Here is a 14,024-nt window from a genome sequence, read left to right as displayed (position 1 = left end):
TACGCTGATCGGGCAGTTCCTCAATTCGCCTGAGTATCTGGCTAGGTTCATGCCGACGTAATGGCTAGGTATGCGGGGTTCCTTTCCAAGGGAACTCCGCATACTGACTACCTATCAATTCACCTCTGCGCGCACCAGTCGGAAGTATTTGGGCAGCGATCGAACTTTATGCGCCTGTGCACTGAGTCCATGGAACTATCGTTCCTGTCTCCCTCTTGGCTTGCTTGGCGGCTTTCTTTTCTTTAAGCGTACTGGCTGCCTGCTTCTTGGTTTCTTTATTACTACGCTGAACTTTACTCATGAATTTGCTCCCGGGAACACCAGGGCCTTGGTGGTAAGCCAGTATAGGCTTGTATCTCCCTGTTAACCGTTTTATAGAAAATATAATCCTGACGTCTAAATGCCCTTTCATACCGCGAATTACGCAATTCGTCTCAATGCCAGGGTAAATCAAGCTGCATTTCTTTACAGTCACCTCACTCTCACAACATGATGACGCGGGGACAAGATGCTGGAAATGCGAAATGTCACAAAAAAATTCGGAAAAAAACTGACAGCAGTACATGACTTGTCACTCAATCTCAGCCACGGTGTAGTCGGCCTGATAGGACATAATGGCGCTGGCAAAACCACCTTGATGCAAATGGTGGCGACACTGGCACGCCCGACCAGTGGCAGTATTTTTTTCCAGGGTAGTGATATCGTTAAGAAACCGCAGGCTATCCGGCAAAGGCTGGGCTTTTTGCCTCAGGACTTCGGTGTCTATCCCAATCTGAGTGCGCTGGAGTTCATGCAGTATTTTGCGGCACTTAAAGGCATACGTGACCCAGCCAGGATCAGGCACTTACTGGAAATGGTCAATCTGCATGATCAGGCAAACCGTCAGGCCGCGACTTTTTCCGGCGGCATGCGGCGTCGGCTGGGCATAGCCCAGGCCTTGCTCAATGACCCAGACATTCTGATCGTCGATGAACCAACTGCAGGTCTGGACCCCGAGGAGAGACTGCGTTTCAGACAACTGCTAAGCGAACTAGGTTTTAAAAAACTGGTGATCATGTCCACCCATATCGTGTCAGATGTGGAAAGCGTAGCCAGTCAGCTGGCCATCATGCGTCAGGGAAAATTGATCGCCTTCGAAACGCCGGAAAAAATTCTGCAGCACGCACAGGGACAGATCTGGACGGCTGAAATTGGCCACGAGGAATACGACAAGCTGCGTAATCAGGTTCATGTCCTGCAGACACAAAAACAGGGCTCTCAACTGATGCTGCGCATAGCCCATCCGCATCAGCCCTGTAGCGGAGCAATCCAAGCTGTACCGAGCCTGGAAGAAGCCCTGATGGCACAACGTTATGCAGCGCAAGGGGTGACAGCATGAAGCTGCTTCTGCCCTGTATTGTGGCGCTGACCGAGATGCGTCTGCGCTTGCGACGCCTGAGCAGCCTGGTGACGGTCCTGGCAGTCATCGTGCTGGCCTGGACAATGATACCGGACCCGCAATCAGGCACCACGCTGCTTGCAATCAAAAATGCCCGGGTGCTGTACAGCAGTTCAGCCCTGGCTTTGGGAAGTGCCTCGCTGGCAAGTTTCTTGTTTGGCCTGGCAGGTTTTTACCTGGCGCGGGGCCGCATCGCTGAAGATATGCGTAGCGGTGCAGGTAGCGTCATTGCTGCTACCTCTGCAAGCAATGCCGGCTTTTTGTTTGGTCGCTGGTTGGGTGGTGTTGTGTATCTGCTGAGCCTGATTCTGGCTTTTCTATTGGCGATGCTGGTCTGTCACGCATTGCGTGGCGACGGTCCCATTGAGATCAGTGTATACCTGCTGACCTATGCGGCGCTCATGCTGCCCATGGTTTTATTTGTGGTCAGTTGTGCGGTACTTTTTGACAGCTTTTCTCCACTAATGGGCAAGCTGGGGGACGTAATTTTTTTCTTTATCTGGATAGCACAAATAGCCTTGATGGAAAAGGCTGACAAAGCCCTTGCCGGACAAGTCAATATCTATATGGTTGTTGATTTTATTGGCACAGCTACATCCATGGTCAATCTGAAGGCAATGGTCGGCACAGAACATCTGTCTTTGGGAATTGCCAGTTTTGACAGCAGGCTGGCGAGCATACTCTTGCCTGCACAATTATGGTCATCAAAAATGCTGGCTTTGCGAGCGTTGACTACAGCGCTGGCTGTCATCCCCCTGCTCCCTTCTTTTATTCTGTTCCACCGCTTTTCACCTGACCGCGTCAAGATGACACAAGCCAGTAAAAGGCGTTCGCCATTGACTTACCTCAATCAGTTATTACGGCCTTTTTCCAGACTGGCGCAACCATGCTTTCATCTGGCGCGAAGTTTGCCAGGCATGACGGGTCAAGTGATGGCCGATCTCGCATTGACACTGGCAATGACACCCATGGCAGGCCTGGCGCTGCTGGTACTGCCGCTATTGTCACTGATCAGCACCTATAGCGCCCTGTCAGGTCTGTTGACCATCTGCGTTGCAAGCTGGGGAATTTTGATCAGCGACATCAGTTGTCGCGACCACCAGAATGCCTGCCAGGAAATAACAGGGGTAGTGCCAGGTGGTATAGCACAACGCTATCTGCGGCATTTCATTACTGCCGCCTTGCTTGGCTTGCTGATGATGGTTGTCATTGTACTGCGCTGGAGCATGCACGAGCCCTTGCGCGCCCTGGTTCTGCTGTCCGGCATAGCCAGCATGAGTGGTGCAGCCAGCCTGGCTGGTCGCCTGTCCGGCACATCGCGCACTTTTCTGGCCCTGTTTTTGTTTGGTCTGTACGTGGCAGTCAATGCCACCAAAGTACCGATGATTGATGTGTTTGGCTTCAATGGCGCAGCCAATGTGCAAACCATACTGACCCAATGTGTCATCACCGTCCTCTCCCTGTTTGGCGGCTATTGGTATAACCAGAGGCGACTCACCTGAAAACAGGCTTGATGCTGATATTGCACACAGGAACATGCAAACCCGGACCTCTGTATAAACTGCCTGTCCGCTGTGGACAAGCTGTAAATAAGCTGTGTACAAGCCGTGGATAAGCTGCCATTTTCCTGTGGGCAAGTACGGGATAAGCTGTGGAAAATACAAGGTGTTACAGAATACCCAGGCAAATTGTATTAATTGTAAGCAGACTTTAGTTTGATTGTTTTAGCTGATTATCTTCAATACACTTTTATCAGTCTGTGGCACCTGTTCCATTTGCACAGATATGTCTGGACTCAGCTTGCTGCATGCAAAGAAACTCTGTCACAGGAGCATGGCAGGCAACGGCACAGCTCCTCTCTTTGATCATCATCAGGATTTATAGCGCCTATGTCTGCCGGATTAGCATTCAAGAAAGACTTAGCAAAAATATTGCTGTATTCCTTGTTATCCCTGTTCCTGATACCGGTATTCACCTATTGGTTTGCAGAGCATGTGGAAAGTCGACAGGACAAGGCTTTCATAGATCATGTCACGCAACAGATTGCGACTGATCCCAGCCTCAACCCGGAAGAGAAAGTATCGCAACAGGGATTTTTCATCAGCAATCCGCCATCACGGATTTGCGATAATACCAGCCCTGAAGCAGCCAGCTATCGCGACAGTGTCTGCGCCCGCTATTCAGACAACTGGCAATTCATCATGGCCAGAAAAATCGCCATCTGGACCATTGTCGGCGGCGCTGCATTGTTGCTGAGTGTCTTAATACTCAGCGCACTGGCCTTTCTCAATGAAAAAATCCAGTATCTGAGTTTTGTGGCAGGCTGGCGCCTGATCACCCTTAGCAGTGCCGCAGGAACCATGGCGCAGGGCGCCATGCTGATGTGGCTGTCATTTTGGGTGACCGCCTATTTCATGCACAGTTATTCGATTAAACTGATTGCCGTGGCGGTGATCTTTGTGGCGATTGCGGTGTTCTATGTCATCGTCAATATTTTCAAGCGCGTCCACAGCAATAACCAGATTCAGGGCGAGTTGATTCCCGAGCAGGCTGCACCGGGTCTGTGGCGTCACATACGCGACCTGGCTGCTCGCCTGAAAACTGCCGCGCCTGACCATATTGTTGCCGGCATTGACGCCAACTTTTTTGTGACGGAATCACCACTGAACGTCAGCGGCAGGAGCCTGCGCGGGCGCAGCCTGTTTATCAGCATACCGCTGCTGCGTCTGCTCAGCCAGTCTGAAGCCGATGCCGTACTGGCTCATGAACTCGCGCACTTTCGCGGTGGTGATACCGCCAATAGTGCGGCACTCGGCCCCAAACTCGCACAGTACGATCAATATTGCCGTGAAATGGGTAATGCTCACGTGGTCACGGTGTTTTATCTGATGTGTCTGTACCGCATGATTTTTGAAATTGCCTCTGCCCGCAATAGCCGCGACCGTGAGTTCCTGGCTGACCGCATTGCAGCCAAGGTGGTTGCGCCTGCTGCTGTGGTGAATTCCCTGATCAAGGTGGCGGCTTATGCAACTTACCGTTCGGACATTGAGAATCAGTTATTTTCCCGCAATGAGCAGCAGGGCAACAGGCTCGGTATTGCGCAATTCGTTGCCTCCGGCCTGTACCCTTATGCGCAGTCCTCTGATTTCCTCAATACCATGAAGGATGCCAGTGTACCGCATCCTTATGATAGCCATCCCAAGATGAGCGAACGCATGAAAAACGTCGGCCATGTGGTCGCCGAATCACAATATGGCAGCATCGTCACCAGTGTCCCCGTACAGACCTGGGCCACCGACATCCAGACGGCCGACGAAATCGAAAACCGTTTGTGGACAGAGTATGAAGAGAATTTTTCACAAGCCCATGAACACAGCCTGGCCTACCGTTTTGAACCAGCCAATGAGGAAGAGCGTGAACTGGTCTTGCGTTATTTCCCGCCCGTGGAATTTTCACTGAGTGAAGGCAAATCCATACAGGTGACTTATGCTGGCTGGTTACTGCCTGATGAGAAAGAGCCACTTCCCTGGGACAGGGTCAGCACTTACGAATATGAAGACGGCATGCTGGCAGACACCCTGACGATCAAACATCCGGAAAAAGGCATGCTCGGCCCCAAATCCACGAAAGTCAAACTCAGCGGCATCAAGAAAGTACGCGAAGAATTCAAGAATGTGTCCGGCCACTACTGGCACAGACACCAGGTCATGCGTCACCTGCAACTCAGCCATTAACACTACCTAGCCCTTATGACGCTGGCAGATGCCCCAGCTGCCAGCGTCTCATCAACCCTGTCACCTTACTCCGTCTTAATAGCTTATCAATGCCTCCGCACATCACGCGGTGTATCTGCAATAGGTGTACGCCAACCTGTACGGACAGGTGAACGGACACTGTGGACAAATCGACACCAAAAATTAACTCATAAAAATCAATGACTTACAACTGGCATGATTTCTGCTCAACAGTGTAAAAACTGTTTAACGGGAACATCATGATACGAGACACCTCAGGCCAGGATACGGTACTGTCCGCCGACAAGGGACAAAAACGCAAGCGCATGCTTATCGTTGGCGCAGCCAGCCTCGCCGGTATCACGGCGCTGGTTTTGCTGACATCGGCATGGCGCAGCAGCAGCCAGTCGGTTAATGCATCAAGGCTGCGCATTGCCACAGTCAGCCATGGCACCCTGGTCAGGGATGTCTCCGTCAATGGCCGCATCGTCGCGGCAATCAGCCCTACCCTGTATTCAAGTGCAGGCGGTACCGTGACGCTGAAGGCCAATGCCGGTGATACCGTTAAAAAAGGCGATATCGTTGCAGAGATCGATTCACCTGACCTGACTGATCAATTGAAGCGTGAGCAGTCGAATACCGAGCAACTGGAAGCAGAAGTCGCCCGTCAGCAAATACTCGCAAAAAAGCAAAAGCTGATCGCCCGTCGTGATGCCGACCAGGCCGAAATTGACAAGATCGCAGCACAGCGCGCCTTCCAGCGCATAGAAGCTGCCGGTGTCGTGGGTGTAGTCGCCAAGAATGATTTCCTGAAGGCTCAGGACACCATGCACTCCACCGAAATACGCGCCAAACATGCCGCCCAGGCAGCCGATCTGGAAAATGAAGATGTCAGTCTGGAGCTGAAAACCAAGATGAGTCAGTTGCAGCGTCAACGCCTGAGCCTCGACTATGCCAGACGAAAGGTAGAAGACTTAAAATTACGTGCGCCGGTGGACGGCATCATCGGCAGCCTGGCCATCTCCAACCGCAGTGTGGTCGCTGCCAATACGGCGCTGATGACCCTGGTGGACCTGTCGCAACTCGAAGTTGAAGTCGAAATACCTGAGTCATATATGACAGACCTGGGCCTGGGCATGAAGGCAGAAATCATTCTCAATGGTGACAAGGTCATGGGTACGCTGACCGCCATCTCACCTGAAGTGATCAAGAACCAGATATTGGCCAGGGTACGTTTCAGCGGAGCACAACCGTCAGGTTTGCGGCAAAGTCAACGTGTATCGGCGCGTTTGCTGATGGAAGAAAAATCCAATGTGATGATCCTGCCGCGTGGCCCCTTTGTCGAAGCGGAAGGCGGACGTTTTGCCTATGTCGTGGAAAACGGTGTAGCCCAACGCCGGCCAATCAAACTGGGCATCACCAGTATCTCTGCAGTTGAAATTGTAAGTGGTCTGAAAGACGGCGACAAAGTCGTGATATCAGGTACCGATACCTTTGAAAGCGCCAACAGCGTTTCCATCAATAACTAAATGAAAGAACACATTATGTTACGCATGAAAAGTCTGAGCAAAGTCTATCGTACTCACCTGATAGAAACCCATGCCCTGCGCGGCTTTGATATCCACGTCAAGGAAGGAGAGTTCGTTACCGTGACCGGTCCGTCGGGTTCAGGCAAGACCACCTTCCTGAACATCGCCGGCCTGCTGGAAGAATTCAATGATGGCGACTACCTGCTTGACGGCATCAATGTCAAAGGCATGAACGACAATGCACGTACACGCTTGCGTAATGAAAAACTCGGCTTCATCTTCCAGGGCTTCAATCTTATCCCTGACCTGAACCTGTTTGACAATGTCGACGTGCCGCTGCGCTATCGCGGCTTCAATACCGCCGAGCGCAAGGAGCGCATAGAAGCAGCGCTGGCCCAGGTCGGTCTGGCTTCTCGCATGAAACATCACCCGGCTGAGTTGTCCGGCGGTCAGCAGCAAAGGGTGGCCATTGCCCGCGCCCTGGCAGGCTCTCCCAAGGTCTTGCTGGCAGATGAACCAACCGGTAATCTTGACACGCAAATGGCGCGCAGTGTCATGGAATTGCTGGAAGAAATCAATGCCAAGGGCACGACCATACTGATGGTCACCCATGATCCCGAACTGGCTGTACGTGCGCAGCGCAACGTACATATTATTGATGGTCAGGTCAGCGACCTGGTGCGCAGGATGCCATCGCTATATGATACCAAGGCCGAAGCTGATTCAGCCAACGAAGACCAGCGCTCCGCTGTCGCCTGAGGAGCAGCAGAATGATACGTTACTACTTCCTGCTTGGCATACGCAGCCTGCGCCGCAATCCCTTGCTAACCGCCCTGATGGTACTGACCCTTTCCATCGGTGTGGCAGCGAGTGTGTCGACACTGACCATACTACACGTCATGTCGGGGGATCCCATTCCGCAAAAAAGCAGCCGACTGATCTTTCCCCTGATGGACAATGGCCCCGTCAAAGGCTACGTCCCTGGTGAAAAGCCAAACGATCACCAGCTCAGTTACCAGGATTCAATCAATCTGCTCAACAGCAAACAGGGCGAAAGACGCTCAGCCATGTATGGCGTGGAAATGTCCATAGAACCTTCGCGCAAGGACATTATTCCGCTGACAGCGTCAGGTAATGCATCAACCCGCGATTTTTTCGCCATGTTTGATACCCCTTTCCTGTATGGAGGTGCCTGGGAAGCGGAGAGCGACAACAAAGCAGCCGATGTCGTTGTACTGGGCCGCGCCTTGTCTGAAAAACTGTTTGGCAACATTGACCCTGTCGGCCAGCACCTGACCATGATAGGTCAAGAGTTCAAGATCGTTGGCGTTCTCGATACCTGGGAACCCAGCCCACGCTATTACCGCTATACCGGACGTTCCGCTGCATTTGGTGTCTATGATGAATTTTTCATACCTTTCAGTACGGCCATCCGCCATGAAATCACCCATGACGGCGGCATGAGCTGTTCCGGCGATACCGAACCCGGCTGGCAGGGACGCCTGAAATCCGAATGCACCTGGATACACTTCTGGTTTGAATTGAAGTCAGCGTCGCAGCGGCAAGAATTGCTCAGTTACCTCGACAATTACACCAGCGAACAGAACAAACTGGGCCGTTTCAAGCGTCAGGCAAAAAACCGGATTTTTAATGTCATGGAGTGGCTGGAAGAAACCAAGGTCGTTGGCAATGACAATCGCCTGTCGGCCTGGCTGGCTTTTGGTTTCCTCATACTTTGCCTGGTCAATACCATTGGCTTGTTACTGGCCAAATTCTCAGTGAGAGCGTCGGAGGTTGGTGTGCGCCGTGCCCTGGGGGCGTCGCGCAAGGAAATATTTACCCAGTTCCTGATAGAAAGCAGTGTCATCGGTCTGGCTGGCGGCATCATAGGTCTGCTACTGGCCTTTGGCGCACTGGCGCTGATTGGCCTGCAGTCGAAGCAATTGACTGTCGTTGCCCATATGGATTGGCAAATGCTGGGCTTGACCTTCATCATGTCGGTATGTGCCGCCTTGCTGGCAGGGCTGTTCCCGACCTGGCGCGCCTGCCAGGTAACACCAGCCATACAACTTAAATCACAATGAGAACAACATGAAAATGAATCTCGAAATCCGCCCCATCCTGTCTGCCCTGATGCGCAGCAAGACAGGCGCCATCCTGGTGGCGCTTCAGGTCGCCATCAGCCTGGCCATCCTTGCAAATGCCGTTTATATCGTCAATCTGAGGCTGGCTGTCGTTGCACGCCCCAGCGGAGTTGTCGCCGAAAATGACATGTTCAGCCTGGGCATCAGCAACCGCAAGCTCGGTGACCATGCGGCCCAGATTGCCCAGCAAAAACAGGATGAGGCAACCATGCGTGCCGTCGCCGGCGTCTCTGGCGTCGTACGTGTCTCGCAGGTACCGATATCGCGCTCGGGCAGCACCAGCAGTATTTATCTGGATCTGAAGCAAACCACGCCAAGCGCCAGTGTTTCAATGTACCTCACGGCAGATTCATTAAATCGCATCTGGGGCCTGAAATTAATAGAAGGTCGCGATTTTAATGCCGGCGATTATCGTGAGATTGATGAAAGCACCAGCAGGGATTTTGTTGATACAGTCATCATTACCAAAAAACTGGCGGAAAAACTGTTTCCCGCTGACACCTCGGCAATAGGGAAAGTCATTTATTTTGGTAGCGGCAGTGATGCCCAGCTCACCCGCGTCATCGGTGTCATAGAAGGCTTGCAAACCCACGGTGCACAAAATGGTCCCGAAGGAGAGATGTCCGTCATTCTGCCCATACGTCTGAGCAATGACCCGTACTCAGTCTTTTCCATACGTGCAGAACCGGGGCAACGTGATCGTGTCATGAAAGATGTGGAAACAGCCCTGCGTACGGCCTCGGCTTCGCCGCTGATCATTCGTACCCGCACGATGGAAGAGGATCGCAGCAAACGTTATCGCGCAGACGTCGGCCTGGCCTGGATGCTGATTGCCGTTTGTGTACTGCTCTTGCTGGTGACAGCCAGCGGCATCGTCGGTATCTCCAGCCTCTGGGTAACACAGCGCCGCAAGCACATCGGCGTACGCCGCGCCCTCGGCGCCCGCCGTACGGATATCTTGCGCTACTTCATCACCGAGAACATCATGATTACCACTGTTGGCATTTTTTGTGGCGTGGCGTCGGCCATTGCCCTCAACCAGCTGCTGGTCAGCAAACTTGAATTGAGCAAGCTGCCTGTACCATATTTGATTACTGGTAGCATCATCTTCTGGATACTTGGTATCATCGCAGTAGTTGGACCTGCCGCACGTGCCGCTGCCATTTCACCGGCAACGGCAACGCGTGGCATCTGAAACCCGGCCGCGAGCCCATTACTTGCCCCAACGATGCCTACTGTATTGATTATCGACGATAACGCCACCGTTGCAGTGGCACTGGAAGTGCTGTTTTCACTGCATGATATTGATGCCATTTGCGCAGCATCGCCTGACGAAGGTCTGGCGATGCTGGGGCAGCAAAACGTGGATCTGGTCATACAGGACATGAACTTTACTGAAGACACCACTTCAGGCGAGGAGGGGCGTACCCTGTTTGCCGAAATACGCAAACGCTATCCGGACTTGCCGGTTATCCTGCTGACTGCCTGGACGCATCTTGATACGGCCGTCGACCTGATCAAATCGGGGGCAGCCGATTACCTCGGCAAACCCTGGAATGACCAGAAACTGCTGACTACCGTCAGAAACCTGATAGAACTGGGTCAGAGCAACCGCGCCCTGCAGCAAAGAGTACAAAGGGAACGCAAGCAGAAACGTGAGCTTGAGCAGAAATACAATCTCTGCAATCTGGTCTGGAATGATACGGCAACTGAGAGAATACTGGGTATGGCTTGCCAGGTGGCTCGTGCCGATGTGCCAGTCCTGATTACTGGTCCCAATGGCGCAGGCAAGGAACGCATCGCAGAAATCATACAGGCCAATTCCAGCGTCAGGGACGGCCCCTTTGTCATACTCAACTGTGGCGCCCTGCCGGCAGAATTGATAGAGGCCGAGCTTTTTGGCGCAGAAGCTGGCGCCTATACCGGTGCCAGCAAGGCGCGCGAAGGCAAGTTTGAGGCAGCCGATGGCGGCACGCTGTTCCTCGATGAGATCGGTAACCTGCCCCTGGCTGGACAGATGAAATTGTTGCGCGTGCTGGAAACCGGACGTTTCGAACGACTGGGTTCAAACAGGGAAAGACAGGTCAAGGTACGTGTCATCAGTGCGACTAACGCTGATTTGCCAGCCATGATCAGGGCAGGCAGCTTTCGCCAGGACCTGCTGTATCGCCTGAATGTGATCGAGCTACATCTGCCGCCACTGGCAGAACGTGCTGGCGACATACTGCCATTGGCAAAGTATTTTCTCAACAATGACAAGGTATTGCATGCCAGTTGTGAAGCGGCATTGCTGCAATACTCCTGGCCAGGCAATGTCAGGGAACTCAAGAATGTCATGCAGCGTGCCTGTCTGCTGTCAGCCAAATCCGAAATCATGGCGGCTGACCTGGGCTTGCCACTGGTATCAGGCTGGCACAACGACAATGAGCCAGATAAAGAGAGCATAGAACGCGCCCTGCAAAAAGCCCATGGCGTGGTGGCTCAGGCAGCCACTGAATTGGGATTGAGCCGACAGGCCCTGTATCGTCGCATGGACAGGCTGGGTATCAGCCGCAACGCATGAAACCCGACGCGGCACAACAAGACCAGGCATTGCGCAATGCAACTGCCAGCCGCGGTTTGCGGGTCTCACTGATCACGCACATCAGTATGGTGGTGCTGGGCCTGCTGGCACTGGCTGTACTGATCAGCTACGGCATGTTTTACCTGCTGCCGGACAGGGCCGGCCTTGCCTGCATGCTGAGCCTGTTCATCATCGTTCCGCTAGGCATTGGTGTCATACGCAGCATGCTGCACCCCATCATACGTCTGTTCCATACCCTCGCTGGTACGGTACTCAGCTATAGCGACAATGATTTCTCCTTTGGTGTGCACTGGCCACATCAGGATGAACTTGGTGAACTGGTTGCAGCCCACAATGTCCTTGGTGATGTTTTGCGCCAACAAAGACTGGACCTGGTGCAAAGGGAATTGCTGCTCGACACCATGGTGCAGAATACCCCGGTAGCCATGCTGCTGGTGGCTGATCATGGCCCCATCGTCTTTGCCAATCTGGCGGCCCGACAACTACTTAACCAGAGCCGGAAACTCGAAGGCTACAGCTTTGCCGAAGTACTGCTACAGGTATCATCGTCGTTGCGCGAAGCCATTGAACGTGGCGGCGACGGCCTGTTCACTGTCAATGCCGCAGCGGCAGATGAAGAGGAAGAAGTCTATCACCTGGCGCGCCGCCATTTCAGCCTCAATGGCAGGCACCATGAGTTATTTCTGCTGCGCCACCTGACTGTGGAATTGCGCCGTCAGGAAGTGCAGACCTGGAAAAAGGTCATCCGTGTCATCAGCCATGAACTCAACAATTCCCTGGCGCCAGTGGCCTCACTGGCGAATTCGGCTGCAATACTGGTCAGCCGCGGACAGACCGAACGTCTGCCATCCATCTTGCAAACCATAGAAGAGCGCACGCGTCATCTGGAAAGTTTCATTGATGGCTACGCCAGGTTTGCAAAGTTGCCAACACCGAGACTGGAAGCGACCAACTGGACAAGGTTTATCAATGGCCTGAAGTCACAAGTCGTCTTCACCATCATGGATGGATTGCCGGAAGAGCCCGTCATTTTTGATCAGGCGCAGATGGAACATGCCTTGCTGAACCTGCTGAAAAATGCGCACGAATCAGGTTCACGCGCTGACGAAGTCTGCCTGAACATCAAGATCTTACAGGGAGTCACCAGGATAGAAGTCATGGACCGGGGCAACGGCATGAGTGACACCGTCATGTCAAATGCGCTCATTCCCTTCTATTCAACCAAACGCAGTGGTACCGGCCTGGGGTTGGCTCTGGTGCGCGAAATCATCGAAGCCCACGGTGGCCGCATCACCCTGCAAAATCGTGAAGGCGGGGGGCTGACTGTCAGCCTGTTCCTGCCATCACAGACCGGCTTACCGTAGTCAATGCAATACTATCGGCAGTACGATATGCATGCACAGGCCACCGCTACTGCGATTACTCGCGACTATGCTGCCACCGTGCGCCTGTATCACCCTTTGTGTGATGGCCAGGCCCAGTCCGTAACCTTCGCTGCTTTGCTCAGCCAGGGGGCTGCGATAAAAAGGATGGAAGATAGTCTGCAATTCTGCCTCAGGCACACCACTGCCCTCATCAAGTACAGAGATATGCAGGGCTTTTTCCTTGACCCCAGCCTGCAACATCACGGATGTCCCGGCGTGAGTATGACGTATGGCATTACGCAAAACGTTTTCTATGGCTCTGTGCAGCAGTTCATAGCGACCGATCAGACTAATTTTGCTCAACTCTTCTGCTGAATAGGCCAGGATGAGTTTCTTGTCGGCAGTTTCTGCTTCAAAACGTGCATTGTCAGCCAGTTCAGCAAATAGTTCATCACTATGTATCAGCTCCTGTCCAGCCGGAGTACCTGACTCCAGCCGTGACAAGGTCAGTAATTCGCCCACCAGCTTGTCCATGCGCATGCCTTCACGCTCCATGCGCACCATGTATTCTTCTGCCTTGTCCGGCTGTTGCCGGGCCAGGCCTATCGCTGCCTGCAGACGGGCCAGTGGAGAACGCAGTTCGTGTGACACATCATGCAGAAGGCGACGCTGGTTTTGCAGCGAACCCGTCAATTGCTCGGCCATGCGGTCAAAATCACGTCCAAGCGCGGTCAATTCGTCCTGACGGTGCCCCATACTGTCGCCTATGCGCGTATGCAGTTTGCCATTGGTCAGCGCGTGAAAGGCTTCGCTGAGTCTGCGTATGGGTTTGGACATATACCAGGCCATCAATGCGGCAAACAGCAGACTGGCGATCAGGGCGGTAACCATGGGGATCAAGGTACGCGAACCACCTCCGTCAGGCGCAGGTCCTCGCATTCCATGCGGCGATTTTCCACGCTCGGGCAATGATTTGGGCGGCGTACCCAGGCGCTCCTCCGGCCCACCATCCGGGTGAAAACTTCCCACCGGCCCCGGCGGCATGCCATGCTCTTGTGGTCCGTTCAAATCGGGATGCTGCCTGGCAGCAGAATTTGCTTCTTCATTGAGATGTTTCAGCCACAAGGTGGTGCTGATACCGGCGATCGCGGTCAATTGCGCCAGCCAGATAAAGAAGAAGAATTTCCAGAACAGTCGTCCCATGGTGTTTGATGTTGTCAGCATTGATGGC

Annotated in this window: 11 protein-coding genes; 9 read left to right on the top strand and 2 right to left on the bottom strand. The window is 53.2% G+C overall.

Annotation, left to right across the window (positions count from 1 at the left end; genetic code table 11):
• Nucleotides 1-166: 166 nt before the first annotated feature.
• Complete coding sequence (locus tag LZ463_RS29150) at nt 167-301, bottom strand: hypothetical protein (protein WP_277624158.1); 135 nt, start codon at nt 299-301, stop codon at nt 167-169.
• A gap of 216 nt (nt 302-517) precedes the next feature.
• Here LZ463_RS29150 and LZ463_RS23545 point away from each other — a divergent pair, with 216 nt between their 5' ends.
• From LZ463_RS23545 to LZ463_RS23505, 9 genes are all read left to right on the top strand, one after another.
• Nucleotides 518-1,378, top strand: coding sequence for an ABC transporter ATP-binding protein (locus LZ463_RS23545; RefSeq protein WP_241458736.1), 861 nt, complete (start codon nt 518-520; stop codon nt 1,376-1,378).
• Nucleotides 1,375-2,940 (top strand): hypothetical protein, encoded by a 1,566-nt coding sequence (locus tag LZ463_RS23540; RefSeq protein ID WP_241458735.1) that lies wholly within the window; start codon nt 1,375-1,377, stop codon nt 2,938-2,940. The genes LZ463_RS23545 and LZ463_RS23540 overlap by 4 nt, the downstream gene beginning before the upstream one ends.
• A gap of 387 nt (nt 2,941-3,327) precedes the next feature.
• On the top strand, nt 3,328-5,172 hold the full coding sequence (locus LZ463_RS23535) for a M48 family metallopeptidase (RefSeq protein ID WP_241458734.1): 1,845 nt from the start codon (nt 3,328-3,330) through the stop codon (nt 5,170-5,172).
• Between the two features lie 260 nt (nt 5,173-5,432).
• Nucleotides 5,433-6,701, top strand: a complete 1,269-nt coding sequence (locus tag LZ463_RS23530; RefSeq protein WP_241458733.1) for an efflux RND transporter periplasmic adaptor subunit — start codon at nt 5,433-5,435, stop codon at nt 6,699-6,701.
• Nucleotides 6,702-6,716: 15 nt separating this feature from the next.
• Nucleotides 6,717-7,460 carry an ABC transporter ATP-binding protein gene (locus tag LZ463_RS23525; protein ID WP_241458747.1) on the top strand — a complete coding sequence of 248 codons (744 nt, stop codon included), beginning with the start codon at nt 6,717-6,719 and terminating at the stop codon, nt 7,458-7,460.
• 11 nt (nt 7,461-7,471) lie between these two features.
• Nucleotides 7,472-8,785 carry an ABC transporter permease gene (locus LZ463_RS23520; RefSeq protein WP_241458732.1) on the top strand — a complete coding sequence of 438 codons (1,314 nt, stop codon included), beginning with the start codon at nt 7,472-7,474 and terminating at the stop codon, nt 8,783-8,785.
• 7 nt (nt 8,786-8,792) lie between these two features.
• A complete protein-coding gene (locus tag LZ463_RS23515; protein WP_241458731.1) occupies nt 8,793-10,040 on the top strand; it encodes an ABC transporter permease in 1,248 nt (415 codons plus the stop codon).
• A 33-nt stretch (nt 10,041-10,073) separates the two neighbouring features.
• Complete coding sequence (locus LZ463_RS23510; protein WP_241458730.1) at nt 10,074-11,408, top strand: sigma-54-dependent transcriptional regulator; 1,335 nt, start codon at nt 10,074-10,076, stop codon at nt 11,406-11,408.
• Nucleotides 11,405-12,793, top strand: coding sequence for a sensor histidine kinase (locus LZ463_RS23505; protein WP_241458729.1), 1,389 nt, complete (start codon nt 11,405-11,407; stop codon nt 12,791-12,793). Before LZ463_RS23510 ends, LZ463_RS23505 begins: the two co-directional genes overlap by 4 nt.
• Here LZ463_RS23505 and LZ463_RS23500 read toward each other — a convergent pair whose 3' ends face one another.
• On the bottom strand, nt 12,794-14,017 hold the full coding sequence (locus LZ463_RS23500) for an ATP-binding protein (RefSeq protein WP_241458728.1): 1,224 nt from the start codon (nt 14,015-14,017) through the stop codon (nt 12,794-12,796).
• Nucleotides 14,018-14,024: the final 7 nt, after the last annotated feature.

It is taken from the genome of Undibacterium paludis, from assembly GCF_022568815.1.
GTDB lineage: Bacteria > Pseudomonadota > Gammaproteobacteria > Burkholderiales > Burkholderiaceae_D > Undibacterium.
This window is presented reverse-complemented; position numbering and strand designations above follow the sequence as displayed.